General features: G+C 69.7%; 19 protein-coding genes. 14 read left to right on the forward strand and 5 right to left on the reverse strand.

Features of this window, described 5'->3' with window-relative positions; translation table 11 throughout:
- Nucleotides 1-224: 224 nt before the first annotated feature.
- The 4 genes from FMP39_RS05250 (at nucleotide 225) to FMP39_RS05265 (ending at nucleotide 3,027) form a co-directional block, all read left to right on the forward strand.
- Nucleotides 225-1,046, forward strand: a complete 822-nt coding sequence (locus tag FMP39_RS05250) for a protein-glutamate O-methyltransferase CheR (RefSeq protein WP_141588889.1) — start codon at nucleotides 225-227, stop codon at nucleotides 1,044-1,046.
- 120 nt (nucleotides 1,047-1,166) lie between these two features.
- Nucleotides 1,167-2,063: a hypothetical protein gene (locus tag FMP39_RS05255; RefSeq protein ID WP_141588890.1), complete on the forward strand. Its 897-nt coding sequence runs from the start codon at nucleotides 1,167-1,169 to the stop codon at nucleotides 2,061-2,063.
- A gap of 3 nt (nucleotides 2,064-2,066) precedes the next feature.
- The gene (locus FMP39_RS05260) at nucleotides 2,067-2,444 is read left to right on the forward strand and encodes a hypothetical protein (protein WP_141588891.1); all 378 of its coding nucleotides are present in this window, start codon (nucleotides 2,067-2,069) and stop codon (nucleotides 2,442-2,444) included.
- Between the two features lie 22 nt (nucleotides 2,445-2,466).
- Nucleotides 2,467-3,027, forward strand: coding sequence for a hypothetical protein (locus FMP39_RS05265; RefSeq protein WP_141588892.1), 561 nt, complete (start codon nucleotides 2,467-2,469; stop codon nucleotides 3,025-3,027).
- A 300-nt stretch (nucleotides 3,028-3,327) separates the two neighbouring features.
- Here the strand turns inward: FMP39_RS05265 and FMP39_RS05270 are convergent, their stop codons facing one another.
- Nucleotides 3,328-3,729, reverse strand: a complete 402-nt coding sequence (locus FMP39_RS05270; RefSeq protein ID WP_141588893.1) for a hypothetical protein — start codon at nucleotides 3,727-3,729, stop codon at nucleotides 3,328-3,330.
- Nucleotides 3,730-3,892: 163 nt separating this feature from the next.
- Here FMP39_RS05270 and FMP39_RS05275 point away from each other — a divergent pair, with 163 nt between their 5' ends.
- Nucleotides 3,893-4,552: a hypothetical protein gene (locus tag FMP39_RS05275; RefSeq protein WP_228557686.1), complete on the forward strand. Its 660-nt coding sequence runs from the start codon at nucleotides 3,893-3,895 to the stop codon at nucleotides 4,550-4,552.
- A 60-nt stretch (nucleotides 4,553-4,612) separates the two neighbouring features.
- On the opposite strand, the gene FMP39_RS05280 is transcribed toward FMP39_RS05275, so the two are convergent.
- Entirely contained in the window at nucleotides 4,613-4,912 is a 300-nt protein-coding gene (locus FMP39_RS05280; protein WP_225888327.1) for a hypothetical protein, read from the reverse strand.
- Nucleotides 4,913-5,118: 206 nt separating this feature from the next.
- Between FMP39_RS05280 and frmR the strand changes: the two genes are divergently transcribed.
- From frmR to fghA, 3 genes are all read left to right on the forward strand, one after another.
- On the forward strand, nucleotides 5,119-5,394 hold the full coding sequence (gene frmR, locus FMP39_RS05285; protein ID WP_011557014.1) for a formaldehyde-responsive transcriptional repressor FrmR: 276 nt from the start codon (nucleotides 5,119-5,121) through the stop codon (nucleotides 5,392-5,394).
- A gap of 43 nt (nucleotides 5,395-5,437) precedes the next feature.
- The gene (locus tag FMP39_RS05290) at nucleotides 5,438-6,547 is read left to right on the forward strand and encodes an S-(hydroxymethyl)glutathione dehydrogenase/class III alcohol dehydrogenase (RefSeq protein WP_141588896.1); all 1,110 of its coding nucleotides are present in this window, start codon (nucleotides 5,438-5,440) and stop codon (nucleotides 6,545-6,547) included.
- Between the two features lie 95 nt (nucleotides 6,548-6,642).
- On the forward strand, nucleotides 6,643-7,494 hold the full coding sequence (gene fghA, locus FMP39_RS05295) for an S-formylglutathione hydrolase (protein WP_141588897.1): 852 nt from the start codon (nucleotides 6,643-6,645) through the stop codon (nucleotides 7,492-7,494).
- Nucleotides 7,495-7,555: 61 nt separating this feature from the next.
- On the opposite strand, the gene FMP39_RS05300 is transcribed toward fghA, so the two are convergent.
- The 3 genes from FMP39_RS05300 to FMP39_RS05310 all read right to left on the reverse strand — a co-directional run bounded on the left by FMP39_RS05300 (nucleotide 7,556) and on the right by FMP39_RS05310 (nucleotide 10,360).
- Nucleotides 7,556-8,053 (reverse strand): hypothetical protein, encoded by a 498-nt coding sequence (locus FMP39_RS05300; protein WP_011557011.1) that lies wholly within the window; start codon nucleotides 8,051-8,053, stop codon nucleotides 7,556-7,558.
- Between the two features lie 151 nt (nucleotides 8,054-8,204).
- Nucleotides 8,205-9,713 carry an HAD-IG family 5'-nucleotidase gene (locus FMP39_RS05305; protein ID WP_141588899.1) on the reverse strand — a complete coding sequence of 503 codons (1,509 nt, stop codon included), beginning with the start codon at nucleotides 9,711-9,713 and terminating at the stop codon, nucleotides 8,205-8,207.
- A 95-nt stretch (nucleotides 9,714-9,808) separates the two neighbouring features.
- Nucleotides 9,809-10,360, reverse strand: coding sequence for a glutathione peroxidase (locus FMP39_RS05310; RefSeq protein WP_141588901.1), 552 nt, complete (start codon nucleotides 10,358-10,360; stop codon nucleotides 9,809-9,811).
- A gap of 133 nt (nucleotides 10,361-10,493) precedes the next feature.
- On the opposite strand from FMP39_RS05310, the gene FMP39_RS05315 reads away from it, so the two are divergent.
- The 6 genes from FMP39_RS05315 to map all read left to right on the forward strand — a co-directional run bounded on the left by FMP39_RS05315 (nucleotide 10,494) and on the right by map (nucleotide 13,918).
- Nucleotides 10,494-11,114 carry a hypothetical protein gene (locus tag FMP39_RS05315; RefSeq protein WP_090493640.1) on the forward strand — a complete coding sequence of 207 codons (621 nt, stop codon included), beginning with the start codon at nucleotides 10,494-10,496 and terminating at the stop codon, nucleotides 11,112-11,114.
- Entirely contained in the window at nucleotides 11,111-11,350 is a 240-nt protein-coding gene (locus FMP39_RS05320; protein WP_011557007.1) for a hypothetical protein, read from the forward strand. Before FMP39_RS05315 ends, FMP39_RS05320 begins: the two co-directional genes overlap by 4 nt.
- A 158-nt stretch (nucleotides 11,351-11,508) precedes the next feature.
- Nucleotides 11,509-12,156 carry an START domain-containing protein gene (locus FMP39_RS05325; protein ID WP_228557687.1) on the forward strand — a complete coding sequence of 216 codons (648 nt, stop codon included), beginning with the start codon at nucleotides 11,509-11,511 and terminating at the stop codon, nucleotides 12,154-12,156.
- A gap of 164 nt (nucleotides 12,157-12,320) precedes the next feature.
- Entirely contained in the window at nucleotides 12,321-12,584 is a 264-nt protein-coding gene (locus tag FMP39_RS05330) for a TraR/DksA C4-type zinc finger protein (protein ID WP_141588904.1), read from the forward strand.
- A 120-nt stretch (nucleotides 12,585-12,704) separates the two neighbouring features.
- A complete protein-coding gene (locus FMP39_RS05335; RefSeq protein WP_171410092.1) occupies nucleotides 12,705-12,926 on the forward strand; it encodes a hypothetical protein in 222 nt (73 codons plus the stop codon).
- Nucleotides 12,923-13,918 carry a type I methionyl aminopeptidase gene (map, locus tag FMP39_RS05340; RefSeq protein ID WP_141588906.1) on the forward strand — a complete coding sequence of 332 codons (996 nt, stop codon included), beginning with the start codon at nucleotides 12,923-12,925 and terminating at the stop codon, nucleotides 13,916-13,918. Before FMP39_RS05335 ends, map begins: the two co-directional genes overlap by 4 nt.
- Nucleotides 13,919-13,987: the final 69 nt, after the last annotated feature.

Consider the following 13,987-nt stretch of genomic DNA (forward strand, 5'->3'; position numbering starts at 1 on the left):
GCGCGGTGGGCTCGGGGGCCGCGGCGGGGGTGTGCGTGCAGCCGGCCGACGCCAGTGCCGCGGAGAGGGTGAGGGCGCTCAGTCTCTTCAAGGGTGGGTTCCTCCGGGGTCCAAGGACAATGCCGGAGCGTCATGCCACATCCCGCCTGCCTCCGCCCGGTGCAAGCGGCCTTCCCTTGCCCGGACGCGGCGGCCGTGCCGACATCCAGGAGGAGGCCGACCCGATGACGGACCGTGAATGCGTGGAGCTGTTGCAGTGGGCCGCGCCCCGCCTGCGCCTTCGCTGGGAGGGCTTCCGGCGCGTCCGGGGGCAGGTGTGCAAGCGCATCGGCCGCAGGCTGAAGGCGCTGGGCCTGCCAGACGCGGGGGCCTACCGCGCCCGGCTGGAGGCGGTGCCCTCGGAGTGGGACGCGCTCGACGCGCTGTGCCGCGTCACCATCTCCCGCTTCTACCGGGACGCGCGCGTCTTCGAGGTGCTGCGCCATGACCTGCTCCCCGCCCGGCTGGAGTCCCTGCGCTCCCAGGGGGAGGCCACGTTGCGGGCGTGGAGCGCGGGCTGTGCTTCCGGCGAGGAGCCCTACACGCTGTCGGTGCTCTTCCAGTTGGGGCTCGAGCCTCGATTCCCGGGAGCGCGCCTGGCGTTGGTGGCCACCGATGCGGATGCGGGGCTGCTCGCGCGGGCGGCGCGGGGCTGCTATCCGCGCGGGGCCTTGCGTGAGCTGCCGCGTGCCTGGGCGGAGCGTGCCTTTCCGGGGCCTGGCGACGAACCGTGCCTTGCGCCGGAGTTCCGGCGGGCGGTGGACTTCCTCCAGCAGGACTTGCGCTCCCAGATGCCTGACGGGCCCTTCCACCTGGTGCTGTGCCGCAACGTCGCCTTCACCTACTTCGCGCCGCCGCTTCAACGCGAGGTCCTGTCACGGCTGGTGGCGCGGCTGGTCCCTGGCGGGCTGCTGGTGATTGGCGGCCATGAGTCCCTGCCCGAAGGAGACTTCGGCCTGACGCGCGCTGCCGGCCCGCTGCCTGTCTTCGCGCGGACAGACATCTGAGACCGCCGGGCTCTATTCACGAATTCGTCCGGTGCGAGCATTCTCCGTCGCTGGGCCGTGCTCCCCTGACGTGAGCGGGACAGAGGACTCGGGCCTGCGCGTGGCCGGAGGAATCCGAGGATGCGCACGAAGCTGTGGTGGAGCGTGGTGCTGGCGGCGTGTGCGTGTGGCGGCGCCGCGAAGACGGGCGACGAGCTCCGCTCACGGCAGGTGGGGCTGTCGCTCTCCGCCACGCCAGGAGACGCCCGGGGCACCTTCGTCCATGAGGACGAGACGGTGACGTTCTCCTCCCGCGAGGTGGAGCCCGGGGTGTACCGGCTGGAGGTCCGGCTGCGCGGGTTGACGCTCACCGGGTTGATGGAGCCGGCCCTCGGCGTCTCCACGCTGGATGGTTTCGCGGAGGCGAATGCCATGGACGCGCAGATGCGCGCCGCGGACCGCGCGCTGCTCACCGCCCTCTATCGCGAGCTCGATGCGGCGCTTCCCTCCGGAGACGCGGCGGCCCCCGCGGCGATGTACCTGCGCCGCGCGGTGAGTATGTGGTCCCAGTACCCGGACACCGTGGGGCTGCGGCGCGCGGTGATGGGTGAGAAGGGGCGTGGCTACACGATGTTGTGCAGCTATGCGCAGTGCAACGGGCGCAACTCGGGCAGCTGCGAGGGGCGCTACAACTGGTACGCCCACGCGACGCACGACTGTGACCGGGGCGGCTTCGACTGGCCCGGCAACCAGCAACTGGCCCAGCTCGGTGACCACTACTCCTGCAGCGGGGATGAGTTCTTTCTGGCCGGTGATACCTGGCACTGCGGTTCGCCCAACCACTGGCACCGGCCGAAGGTGGTGGGCAACTGCTTCGGGCGCTGCGGCAGCACGTGCGGTGGGGACACCCAGTACACGGTGGACGCCACCAACCACGACAGCTGCGTGCGCAATGGCCACATCCTGGTGAGCGGCTGGTGCAATGACCAGTTCACCGCCGCCGTGGATGACGAGCTGTTCGCCCCCAACTGCTACTGAGCCATGTCACGACAGCCCGCGCCAGTGAGGTGGATGGGGTGGCTGATGCTGGCCGCGCTCGGGTGTTCCTCCGACGCGTCGAAGACGCGGGCCGCGGAGGCCGTGGTGCGCCACTTCTTCTCGGCGCTGCCCGAGGGCGACTGCGAGGTCCTGGCACCGCTGCTGGTCACGGGAGGAAGCGCGCGACCGTGTGTGGAGACGGTGCGGGAGCTGCGGGGGCATGGCCTCACGCTGGTGGGGATTGTCGAATCGACGGTGGACGGGCGTGACGCCGAGGCCGTCCTCGTGCGGGCCCGGGTGGCCCATGGTGGACGCGAGCGTCCGGCACCGTGGTTGCTACGGGTGGAGCGCCAGGACGGCGACTGGCGGGTGCGCTTCTGAGCGCCGGGGCGGGGAGGGGGCCATGCGGATTCGTTACCGTTTGATTCTGACCGGTGCGGGCGTGCTCGCCGTGGCGCTGGGCGCCGTGGAGCTCTGGCCCCAGCCCGAGCCGGAGCCGCTGCCCGCCGCGCTGCTCGCCATGGCCGTGCCTCCTCCTCCGCCTTCGCCTCCACCCGCGCCGGCCCCCCGCGTGGTGCCGGTGGCGGCCCATACGGGGGCGCCGCCCGCTCCCGCGCCTCGGCAAGAGGTGCCCCAGGTCACGGTGGCCCGGATGGCGCCCGAGCCCGTGGTGCCCGAGCCAGAGGTGTCCTTTCCTCCCCCTCAGGACAACGACGACATCGAGCCCGAGCTGCCACAAACAGTCCAGTGGGAGCTGGAGAAGATGGCGCGGCTGGCGGCGCTGGTGGAGCGAGACGTGGTGCGGCTGGCGCGCGAGCGTGAGGACGCCGTGGCGCAAGGCGACGTGCAGCGGGGGGAGCAGATTGACGTGCTCCTTCAGCGCAACCTGGGACAGTTGCGCGAGCTGCACGACGAGGTTCGCAGGCTGGCCGAGGAGGTGAACGGCGTCGCCCCCGAGGAATGAGCGCGAGAGGGAACGAACGCCGCGGGTGGGCCATATCGCTCGCGCGGAGGTCCGGCCGCGGACTCATGAACGGGCGGGTTTTTCTCGCTGGTGAGCTGCACGAGCCCCGCCTCGAAGTCCGCGAGCGAGCGGGCCTCGTGGGCGATGCGGTGAGGGCTGGCCGCGTCGTCGCCTTCCTCGACAAGAGCGCGAGCCGTCGCCGTGAGGATGGCGTCGCAGGTGGCCTGTGCCCGGTCCTGACGGCGCCTTCCACGGCCCGGAGTCAGGACGCATCTCGCAGGGCTCCAGGCTGGAAGGGCCTCAGGCGCGGATGCTCGTCTTCCGTGCGCCCGCGCGCTTGTAGACCTTGCCCGCCTTCAGCGGGGTCGTATCGCCGCGGCCTGTCGTCTTCTTGGGGCGGCCCTCCTTGCGGTAGGCCACGGCGGCCGCGGACGGCAGTGTCTTGCGCCGCGAGGTGCTGCTCTGGCCGGGCTCCGGTTCGGGCAGCTTGCGGCTTTTCGCCGTGAGGCCCTTTCCTGGCGCGTGGCGGGGACTGACGCTGCGGTCCGCGAAGGTCCGTTTCCCCAGGGCCCGCCGGCCGCTCTTCTTTGCATGGTGCGTGCTGTCCGCGCTGGCGAGCTGCACGTCGGTGGGCTTGAGCTCCAACGTCGTTCCCTGCCGCTTCGCGCGCTTCACGCGCTCCGTCTGACTCTTCTCTGGCATGCGACCTCCAGCGAAACAGGTAGGAACGCCGGGTGGGGGATGCCAGGGAGCAATGGAGCAGCCGGGCCCCGGTGCCCAGGTCTGGTGGTGTCGTGGAACGCCCGTCATGGCATTCCGGGACGGGTTGCGGCGGCGCGCGGGGAGGTGCTCCGATGGTGGGGCCATGCGCCGCGCTCGAATCTCCTTGGACGCGCCGTACCTCTCGCCGGAGCCGGTCGAGTTCCGCATCGTCTGTCCTGGCTGCGGGCATGCCGTCACGGTGGGCGCCGAGGCACGCTGCATGAAGTGCGGCGCGAGCCTGGAGGCGGCCTTGAACGCCGCGCGAGGTCCGCCGCCTCCGTTGCCACCGCGCCGGTTGACCCGGGCACAACGCGCGGCCGTCTCGCGGCCCAAGCTGCACAAGCACTACGTCCTGGGAACGCTGGCCCTGTGGGCGGGGGTGATGCTGCTCCCGGTGGGACTGTTCTTCCTGTGGCCCCTGCTCCTGCAGTCCGCCATCTTCATCGGGATGGGGCTGTTGTTCCGGCGCACGAGCTGGCCGGTGGCACTGCGGCGCGAGCAGCAGCGCCAGTTGAAGGCATGGGTCTGGGGCTTGCCGGCCGCGGCTGAAATCACGCGGGTGGAGCGTCAGGTGGCGCCCACGCTACATGCCGGACGCCTGGTGCAGCTCGATTACGTCTTCACGGTGCATGGCCAGCGCGTCGAAGGGAGCATGCCTTCACCGCACGCGTCGGACCTGCTGCGGCGCCCGGGAGAGCGCGTGTGGGCCGTCTACGTGGCGGAGGACCCTGGCGCCAGCGCGCTGTGGCCACCGGGCCCTTGAAATGGGCACGGCCCTCGCCCGGAGGTCGCGGGGCGCGGGCCGCGTCACGACGTGTACATGCTAGCCGCCGTGAAGGGGCAGGCGCTTCTTCGGCCCGCCGAGGTGCTTCACGTTCATCTCGCTGGGGGCCTTCTTGCGGCCCTTGAGGGTGGTTGCGCGTCGCCGATGACTCTTGGGCTCATGTGCCTCGGCGGCGGGGCCCAGCGTCACGCGCTCCAGCGTCTTCTGCCGCCGCAGCGCGGCCGCGTCATCGTGGGGCATCGTCTTGCGCCCCTTGCTGGCCTGTACGCTCGGCTGGGCCCCGTGCGCGTCGACCCGCCGCCTGTTCTTGATGCCTGCCACTGTGGTCCGAACGGCCATGTTGCCTCCCTGCGGGTGAGGTAAGGACGGCGCCACGGCTTTTCCATCCCCCTCCATGGGACGGCGGAGGTCATTGCTCCCCCGCCTGCCGGGAGGAAGAGATGCCGCGCGCTGTCAGGACGCCTTCAATCCTTCCTTGTCGAATACCCCCCGGGGGTATATATCCGCCGCAGCAGGATACTCCCACCCAGTATGTCGTCGCCGCCATGCCCCACTCGCCGGAAGAGAAGAAGAAGGCGCTGCTCCGCGTCCGCCGCATCCGCGGTCAGACCGAAGCCCTGGAGCGTGCGTTGGAGTCCGGGGCCGAATGCGGCACGGTCCTCCAGCAACTCGCTGCCATCCGGGGCGCCATCAACGGACTGATGTCCGAGGTGCTGGAGTCACATATTCGGGAGGAGTTCGGTCCGGCGTCCGACGAGGATCCGCGCCACGCCCAGCGGGTGCGGGACATGACGACGCTGGTCCGCACCTATCTCAAGTGAGCGGGAGTCCCTGCCTTCATCCCCTAGCCCCAGGAGCATCCTCATGAAGTCCCGTGCCGCTGTTGCCTTCGAAGCCGGAAAGCCCTTGAGCATCGTCGAACTCGACGTCGCGCCTCCGCAGAAGGGCGAGGTCCTGGTCCGCATCACCCACACGGGCGTCTGTCACACCGACGCGTTCACCCTCTCCGGGGATGATCCGGAAGGTCTCTTCCCCGTGGTGCTCGGCCACGAGGGCGCCGGCGTGGTGGAGGCGGTGGGCGAGGGCGTGACGTCCGTGAAGCCCGGCGACCACGTCATTCCGCTCTACACGGCGGAGTGCGGCCAGTGTCTGTTCTGCAAGTCCGGCAAGACCAACCTGTGCGTGGCGGTGCGTGCCACCCAGGGCAAGGGTGTGATGCCAGACGGCACCACGCGCTTCTCGTACAATGGCAAGCCCGTCTACCACTACATGGGGTGCTCCACCTTCAGCGAGTACACGGTGGTGGCGGAGGTATCGCTGGCCCGCATCAACCCGAACGCCAACCCCGAGCAGGTCTGCCTGCTGGGCTGCGGCGTGACGACGGGCCTGGGCGCGGTGAAGAACACGGCCCGCGTGCAGGAGGGGGATTCGGTGGCGGTGTTCGGCCTGGGCGGCATCGGCCTGGCGGTCATCCAGGGCGCCCAGATGGCGAAGGCGGGTCGCATCATCGCCATCGACACGAACCCCGCGAAGTTCGAGCTGGCGAAGGCCTTCGGCGCCACCGACTTCGTCAACCCCAAGGACCATGACCGGCCCATCCAGCAGGTCATCGTGGAGATGACGGGCTGGGGCGTGGACCACTCCTTCGAGTGCATCGGCAACGTGGGCGTGATGCGCGCCGCGATCGAGTGCGCGCACCGCGGCTGGGGCCAGTCCATCATCATCGGCGTGGCCGGCGCGGGACAGGAGATCTCCACCCGTCCGTTCCAGCTCGTCACGGGCCGGACCTGGAAGGGCACCGCCTTTGGTGGCGTGAAGGGCCGCTCGGAGCTCCCCGGCATGGTGGAGGACGCGATGGCCGGGAAGATTCAGCTCGCGCCGTTCGTGACCCACACGCGTTCGCTGACGGACATCAACGAGGCCTTCGACCTGATGCACGAGGGCAAGTCCATCCGCACCGTCGTCCGCTACTGAGTCAACCGCCAACCCCTTCCCCGAGGCGCAGGACCTGCGCGTATCGGCCACGCACAGCGCCAAGGCGAAGGGCACCTTCCGGGAGGACTGGGATTATGGAACGCATCGAACACCACGCGAGTTTTGGCGGCCGGCAGGAGGTGTGGAAGCACACCTCCTCCGCGCTGGGCGGCGAGACGCGGTTCGGCATCTACCTGCCGGAGGCCGCGCTGCGCGGCGAGCGCTGCCCGGTGCTGTACTGGCTCTCCGGCCTGACCTGCACCGAGCAGAACTTCATCACCAAGGCGGGCGCGCAGGAGCACGCGGCGCGCCACGGATTCATCGTCGTCGCGCCTGACACCAGTCCTCGTGGCGACGCGGTGGCCAACGACGCTGCCTACGATTTGGGGCAGGGGGCGGGCTTCTACCTCGACGCCACGCAGGCTCCCTGGGCGCCGCACTTCCGCATGCAGGACTACGTGGCCCGGGAGCTCCCCGCGCTGGTGGAGCAGCACTTCCCGGCCACGGACGCGCGAGGCATCTTCGGCCATTCGATGGGCGGTCATGGCGCGCTCGTCACCGCCCTGCGCCACCCGGGCCGCTACCGCAGCGTGTCCGCCTTCTCTCCCATCGTCGCACCCTCACAGGTGCCGTGGGGCCAGAAGGCCTTCACCGCCTACCTGGGCGACAGCCATGACGCGTGGGCAGCCTGGGACGCCGTCGAGTTGGTGAAGACGGCGAAGGAGCGCCTGACCCTCCTGGTGGACCAGGGCGAGGCCGACGAGTTCCTCGCCACCCAATTGCGCCCGGAGTTGCTGGCCGCCGCCTGCGAGGCCACGGGCCACCCGCTCACGCTGCGGCGGCACGCGGGGTACGACCACAGCTACTACTTCATCGCCACGTTCCTCGCGGACCACTTCGCGCACCACGCGAAGGCCCTCGTCGGTTCCGGGAACGCGCGCTCGTAGTCGCGACGCCCAGCCCGGGTTCCGGTCAGCCCCGACGTGACATGTCGGGGCTGGCCGTGTCTCAGCGGGACTGAGTCGACGACCCTTTGCCACGCCGGGGCGGGCGGGTGCTGGTGGTGCTCTCGGGCGGGAACAGCCAGCCGTCCGCGCCGCGCGGGGCGGTGTTGCTGGTCCGCGCCGTCTCCGTGGGCTCCAGGTGCAGGCCACGGCAGCCGCGGCACCAGGACTGGGGCCGGCGCTCGCCGCGCATGGTGCGGTAGCCGAAGTCCTGCGCCGTGGGGCCCATGTGGCCGCAGCGCGGGCAGCGGCTCAGGGACGTGACGCCCGTCTCCTTCGCCTTCTGCTTGCCATGCTCCACCACCAGCGCCAGCGCCGCGGCGAACCCCACCCGCCGCTCCGAGGCGACGTGGAAGCGCCGGGCGCGCTTGCGGCCCTTGCCGCCCAGCACCGGTAGCAGGTCCATGCCCCCAAGCAGGTTGCGCTGCTCGAGGACGCGCGTCGAAGAGCTGTTCGTGGTCGAGTGGCTCACAAGAGCACTCATACCGGGGCGGTCTGACATGCCCTGTGGAGGGGGATGCCTGCCTGCCCGCTCCTCGGAGGGGTACTGAACGAAAGTTCAATGAATCCGAGGATCTACACATCCACCCCGATTGGTAGGACGCCGGCGGCACCGGGAGGCCCCGTGCCGCCGAGTCCCAAGGGTGGGGCGGTTACTCCCCGCCGTCCGTGCCGGACATGCCGCCGCCGGCCTCGCCGGCGCCGAAGACGGGCGTGCCGCCGGGCAGGCTGGGATCATGCGGGAGGCTGCCGCGCGGGCTGCGCAGGTAGACGAAGGGCGTGGCGAACAGGAAGTTGGACACGCGCGACGTGTAGATGTCCGCGTACCGCTCCACCTGCCGGGCCAGGTGGCTCTTGTCATTGCCCGCGCGCGTCAGCAGGCCCCAGATGGGATTGGACAGCTCGGTGGCCGCGCGTGCCAGGGGCCCCAGCTCCGCGTCCAGCGCCTCCAGCTCCGTGCGCAGCGTGGCCAGCCGCGCCACCAGCTCCGTCTCCGAAGGCGTGTCCGTGCGCGGGCCGTACTGGAAGCGCCGCCGCTGGAGCTCCAGGCGAATCTGGCAGCTCTCCGCCTCCAGCCGCTCCTTCACCACCATGCGCTCGGCCAGCCGGGTCTCCGTGGCGCGGAACGAGGCGATGGAGCGCACCTCGTCCTCCAGCTCGCGCAGGATGAGCGCCGTGCGCCAGCGCAGCACATTCTTCGTCACGTGCACGTCGCCGAACATGTGGTCGCCCACGTAGAGAATCTGGTCACCGCTCATGCCCAGGTGACGCTCCAGCTCCACCGCGCTGCCGCCGAAGTACGGCGTGCCCGGCTTGAAGGGGCCCGTGTGTGGACGCAGCAGCGCCTCGCCGCTGGACTCCACCACCTCGAAGAGCGACGAGCGCGTGGTGAAGAACTCCGGCTTGCGCGCGGAGACAATCACCACGTCGAAGAGCTGCCGCCACGTCATGCCTTCCGGCAGGTGCCGGTCGAAGGCGAAGTGCATCATGGGCTCGGTGTAGGCCCACTCGCTGTTGGTGATGAGCAGCAGCTTCTTGCCGGCGTTGCGCTGGTCCAGCAGCGCCAGCGGCGTCTCCGGGTCGTCGATGACGTAGCGCTCCGGGTCGGCGATGATTTCCGCCTTCAGCCGCCCCTGCATGTGCGTGGCGTCCAGGTTCTTCCGCACGTGCTCGTAGAGGTCCGAATAGCCCATGGGGCCCGGGAGCTGGCCGGCGTCCAGCCGGTCCACGAGCTGCGCGTAGATGCACGCCTCCGACAGCGAGAAGAGCGTGTTGAGGAACACCCAGCGCTGCTCATGCAGGTCGATGATGGTGCGCGCGTATTCGTCGCGCTGGGCCTCGAAGCTCATGGCCTGCGTGCCGTGCAGCGCCTTCTTCACGAAGCCGAAGCGGTTGGCCTTGAGGAGGTTGCCCTTCTCCGTGTCGATGATGAGGCCGCGCATCGACAGCTCGGGGTCGAACGACAAGTCCGCCACCGGCCAGCCCTGCTCCACGAGCCGGTCGCGGATGTGCTCGTAGGCGCGGCGCTCCCACGCCTCCACATGGTAGTGGATGAGCGTGTAATCCATGTCGTAACCCACCGCCTTGATGGCGCGCAGGTTGAGGGTGCGGTTGCAGAACAGTCCGCGCTCGGGCGGGGGACCAGGAATGAACGTGCTCATGGCACCCCTGGCTTGCCCCGGAGCGCGCGAAAAGTCACTGCTTTCGTCAGGGCCCGTCCGCTGGACGGCAGAAGTCCAGCGGCACCCCGGCCGGGTCAGGCCTGCTTCGCGAGCTCCGCGTCGATGGCGGACAGCAGACGCGCATCGTCCGCGGCGACGTCCGGCGCGAAACGCGCGGCGACGCGGCCGTCACGCCCGACGAGGAACTTCTCGAAGTTCCACTGCACTTCCGGCACGGGGTTGGCGGTGATGCCGTAGCCCTGGAGCCGGCTGCGCATGGGGCCTTCGCCCACGGCGTCCGGGATGGCGCCCGTCAGCGCGTGGTAGAGCGGGTGCTTGTCCGCGCCCACCACCGAAATCTTGGAGAACAGCGGGAACTTCACGTCGTAGGTCAGCGTGCAGAACGACTTGATTTCCGCCTCGCTGCCCGGCTCCTGGCCCAGGAAGTTGTTGGCCGGGAAGCCCAGCACCTCGAAGCCCTCGGCGCGCTTGCGCTCGTAGAGCTTCTCCAGGCCTTCGTACTGCGGCGTCAGGCCGCACTTGGAGGCCACGTTGACCACCAGCAGGACCTTGCCCTTGAACTGGCCGAGAGACTGCGGGGCACCGTCGATGGACTTGAGGGGAATGTCGTAGAGGTTCTGGCTCATGCCGCACCCTATAACCGCTCGGAGGGGGACAGGCCGGGGAGATTATAAAATCCAGAAATGACAACTATCCATGGGCCGACAGGAGGTAGGTTCCGCCACCTCTTTCACTCCTTCCCTATCTGGAGATCTGCCCATGACGTGGACGATTCGGAGCCTGCTCCTTGGTGTCTTCCTGCTGTCCGGCTGCAAGCACACGGGGGGCGGCAGCGTCACCCCCACCCCGACGCAGCCGCAGGCTTGTGATGCGCAGCAGGCGCAAATCTCCCGCGAGGCCGATGAGCGCGCCAGCCCGTGGAGCGTGGAGCAGCACCTGGCGAAGAACTTCCCTGGCAAGAAGGTGTCGTGGCTGATGACGGACGCCGCGTACCAGAACTTCGTGGTGAAGCCGAACGCGCAGAACTTTGGCCGCTGCAATGACAGCGGTTGCTACCTGTTCGCCGCGCCGTCGGAGACCATCCAGGCCGCCGTCGAGAAGTCGATGGTGAACGGCGCGCATGACCCGGCGGTGATTGGCCAGGCGCTGGGCCTGCCGGCGAAGAACTTCGAAGGCCCGCTGCGGATGATGACGCTGGACCTGGCGGCCACCGGCGTGTGCGTGCGCCTGCCCGTGGACAGCGACCCGGGCGTCTGGAAGTGCACCAGCGAGGAGGACACGGACTGCTTCAAGTTCGGCGGCTACACCTCTGGCGGCGTGCCGGAACTGATGGTCATCGACGCGCCCGTCTCCCAGGCGGTGGTGACGGAGATTCCGTGAGCGAGGAGCAGGTCCTCATCCAGAGCCCCCTCATGTACCGGCTGGTGCGCTCGGCGGAGGGGGCGCTCTTCCTCGATGTGGTGGTGGGGGGCATCGCCCAGTTCACGGTGCGCGTGGTCCTCACCGAGCAGGAAGCCGAGGCCTACGGCCGGCTGGGCCGCCCCTACGCGGACCGTCTGGCAATGGATGTCATGGCCAGCCCGGCATTCGGCGGGCGGGCCGTCCGCGTGCCGTAGGGCGCGGCGTGGGGGCTGCCGCCCCGGGCCACCTTCGGAAGGTGGCTCGGGGACGGTGCTTGCGTGGGCCCGTTGCGCATTCGTGAATGCGCCGCCGCGCCTGGGTGTCGGAGGCTGACGTGACGTCACACCCGGCCCGAGCCGCGAAGGATGTTTGCATGAAGATGTCGTGGAGTGGTGCGGTCCTGTCCGCCTGTGTGCTGGGGCTCGCCGCCGGAGCAGCCCGCGCGGAAGAGGCGTGGAAGACGGTGGCGGAGAAGCCTTACGTGGTGAAGGTCCGCGCGCGCCCGGGCTCCGAGGCCAAGGACGTGTGGGCGGAGGGCGAGCTGGCCGCGAGCGCCGCGGATGTCCAGGCGGTGCTGCGGGACGTGGACGCCTACCGGCACTGGATGCCGTATGTGAAGGAGTCCCGCATCCTGAAGGGCCTGCCGGACGAGGGGCAGGTCACGTACACGAAGCTGGACCTGCCGGTGGTGTCCTCGCGCGACTACATCTGCAACGTGGTGTTGGAGTCCAGGCTGGCGGAGGACGGCTCGGGTGTGTTCGCGCAGCGCTGGCAGGCGACGCCGGACGCCATTCCCCAGCGGCGCGGCACCGTTCGCATCCGGCTCAACGAGGGAAGCTGGCGCGTGGAGCCTCGAGGCGAAGGGAAGTCCCATGCCGTGTACCGCTTCACCGTGGACCCGGCCGGCTCCATTCCTGGCTTCCTGGCGCGCATGGGACAGAAGGACGCCGTGGAGGACACGTTCCGCGCGGTGGAGAAGCGCGCCCGGGTACACGCCGCATCCCGGGCACGGGCGGAGTGACGCCGGTGCGCCGCAACGGATGCAGGGCCCTGGCCGGGGTGCGCAAGCCTTGCGCGTTTTCAGGGCTGTAGCGCCGCGCACCGCAAGGCACGCTTCCTGAAAGCATAATCTCCTGCTGGGCCGAGGGTCCGGAGTGGCCGGGGTGGCCGCAGTGGGAGACGAACATGGAGCTGCTGGCTCGGGAGGCCCAGGAAGCATTGCGGCAACGCAGCCACCGGCTGCGCGCTCGGGCCTCGTTGGAGGTGGAGGGCCTGTCCTTCACCCAGGCGGAGGCGCAGGAGCTGCGGGACATCGAGGAGGCGCTGACGCGCATCGCTCATGGTGAGTTCGGCCGGTGCGCGCGCTGCGGCGGGGCCATTGGCCGGCACCGGCTGCGCGCTGTTCCGGAGGCCCGGCACTGCCTGACGTGTGCCGCCCTGGCGCGCTGAAGGCCCGCTCCCTGTCCAGGCGGGCGGCGTCGCCTGGCGAGCAGTGCCGCCGTCCCGTGTGGGAAAGAAGCCGTGCATGGGTGCATGTCTAGGGGTATAGACACGCCCGAAATGTGTCCCATGGTGAAGACCGAAGACCTGATTGACGCTCAGGCGGTGGCCGGGTTGCTGCGCCTGCGCCACGCCAACAGCGTCAGCACCTACCTGCGCCGCTATCCCGACATGCCCCGGCCCGTCCTGGACCTGGGCACGGGGCGGCCCCGGCTTTGGCTTCGTCCCCAGGTGGTGCGCTGGATGCGCGCCCGTAAGCCCGAGCAGCTCCGCGCTGGAGGTGAGTCATGACTACCGCTGTTCCCCGTTCCCCGCCCGCCGTGCTTCCGGGCCCCAACGACACCTGCTGGTGTGGCAGTGGCAGCAAGTACAAGAAGTGCCACCGCGGCGCGGATGCCGCCGAGGCGCGCAAGAAGGGCCCGGACGTGCTTCGCAAGGGCATCCGCCCGGGCGTCATCAGCCCGCGCCGCGAGGTGCCGCTCCACATTCCCCGTCCGGACTACGCGCTGACGGGCCGTCCGTCGCGCAAGGACGCGGGCTCCGACATCAAGACGCCGGACGTCATCGCCCGCATGCGCAAGGCGTGCAAGGCCGCCGCCGAGGTGCTGCAGGAGGTGGCTTCGCACGTGCGTCCGGGCATCACCACGGACGAGCTGGATGCGATTACCCACGAGGCGTACATCAAGCGGGGCGGGTACCCCAGCACGCTCAACTACCACCGCTATCCGAAGTCGCTCTGCACGTCCGTCAACGAGGTCATCTGCCACGGCATCCCGGACAGCCGGCCGCTGGAGGACGGCGACATCGTCAACCTGGACGTCACCATCTACCTGGATGGTGTGCACGGTGACTGCTCGGCGACGTACTTCGTGGGCAACGTGGACGAGGAGAGCCAGCGGCTGGTGCGCGTGACGCGCGAGTGCCTGGAGTATGGCATCGCCGCGGTGAAGCCGGGCCGGCCCATCAGCGACATCGGCCGCGCCATCGAGACGCACGCCACCCAGCACGGCATGAGCGTGGTGCGCGCCTACTGCGGCCACGGCATTGGCGAGACGTTTCACACCTCGCTCCAGGTGCCGCACTACTACGAGGCCGAGGCCGACACCATCATGCAGCCCGGCATGATTTTCACCGTCGAGCCGATGATCAACCTGGGCGGCTGGGGGCACCGCACCTGGGATGATGAGTGGACCGCCGTCACAGCAGACGGCAGCCGCAGCGCCCAGTTCGAGCACACCCTGCTCGTCACCGAGCAGGGCGCGGAAATCCTCACCGTGGCGTGAGCCCGTGGACGCGCGCGGCCGGACTCCTCGGGCCGTGCGCTCCGGGTTCGGAGGTCGCTCTCAGGGGCG

This window comes from Myxococcus sp. AB056, from assembly GCF_006547365.1.
GTDB lineage: Bacteria > Myxococcota > Myxococcia > Myxococcales > Myxococcaceae > Myxococcus > Myxococcus virescens.

Coding starts and splice junctions, on each gene's coding strand:
- FMP39_RS05315 (WP_090493640.1), top strand. CDS start 10,494: ATGACGTGGACGATTCGGAGCCTGCTCCTTGGTGTCTTCCTGCTGTCC.
- FMP39_RS05310 (WP_141588901.1), bottom strand. CDS start 10,360: ATGAGCCAGAACCTCTACGACATTCCCCTCAAGTCCATCGACGGTGCC.
- FMP39_RS05290 (WP_141588896.1), top strand. CDS start 5,438: ATGAAGTCCCGTGCCGCTGTTGCCTTCGAAGCCGGAAAGCCCTTGAGC.
- FMP39_RS05250 (WP_141588889.1), top strand. CDS start 225: ATGACGGACCGTGAATGCGTGGAGCTGTTGCAGTGGGCCGCGCCCCGC.
- FMP39_RS05270 (WP_141588893.1), bottom strand. CDS start 3,729: ATGCCAGAGAAGAGTCAGACGGAGCGCGTGAAGCGCGCGAAGCGGCAG.
- FMP39_RS05305 (WP_141588899.1), bottom strand. CDS start 9,713: ATGAGCACGTTCATTCCTGGTCCCCCGCCCGAGCGCGGACTGTTCTGC.
- FMP39_RS05265 (WP_141588892.1), top strand. CDS start 2,467: ATGCGGATTCGTTACCGTTTGATTCTGACCGGTGCGGGCGTGCTCGCC.
- fghA (WP_141588897.1), top strand. CDS start 6,643: ATGGAACGCATCGAACACCACGCGAGTTTTGGCGGCCGGCAGGAGGTG.
- frmR (WP_011557014.1), top strand. CDS start 5,119: ATGCCCCACTCGCCGGAAGAGAAGAAGAAGGCGCTGCTCCGCGTCCGC.
- FMP39_RS05300 (WP_011557011.1), bottom strand. CDS start 8,053: ATGTCAGACCGCCCCGGTATGAGTGCTCTTGTGAGCCACTCGACCACG.
- FMP39_RS05280 (WP_225888327.1), bottom strand. CDS start 4,912: ATGGCCGTTCGGACCACAGTGGCAGGCATCAAGAACAGGCGGCGGGTC.
- FMP39_RS05255 (WP_141588890.1), top strand. CDS start 1,167: ATGCGCACGAAGCTGTGGTGGAGCGTGGTGCTGGCGGCGTGTGCGTGT.
- FMP39_RS05335 (WP_171410092.1), top strand. CDS start 12,705: ATGGTGAAGACCGAAGACCTGATTGACGCTCAGGCGGTGGCCGGGTTG.
- FMP39_RS05325 (WP_228557687.1), top strand. CDS start 11,509: ATGAAGATGTCGTGGAGTGGTGCGGTCCTGTCCGCCTGTGTGCTGGGG.
- FMP39_RS05260 (WP_141588891.1), top strand. CDS start 2,067: ATGTCACGACAGCCCGCGCCAGTGAGGTGGATGGGGTGGCTGATGCTG.
- FMP39_RS05330 (WP_141588904.1), top strand. CDS start 12,321: ATGGAGCTGCTGGCTCGGGAGGCCCAGGAAGCATTGCGGCAACGCAGC.
- map (WP_141588906.1), top strand. CDS start 12,923: ATGACTACCGCTGTTCCCCGTTCCCCGCCCGCCGTGCTTCCGGGCCCC.
- FMP39_RS05275 (WP_228557686.1), top strand. CDS start 3,893: ATGCGCCGCGCTCGAATCTCCTTGGACGCGCCGTACCTCTCGCCGGAG.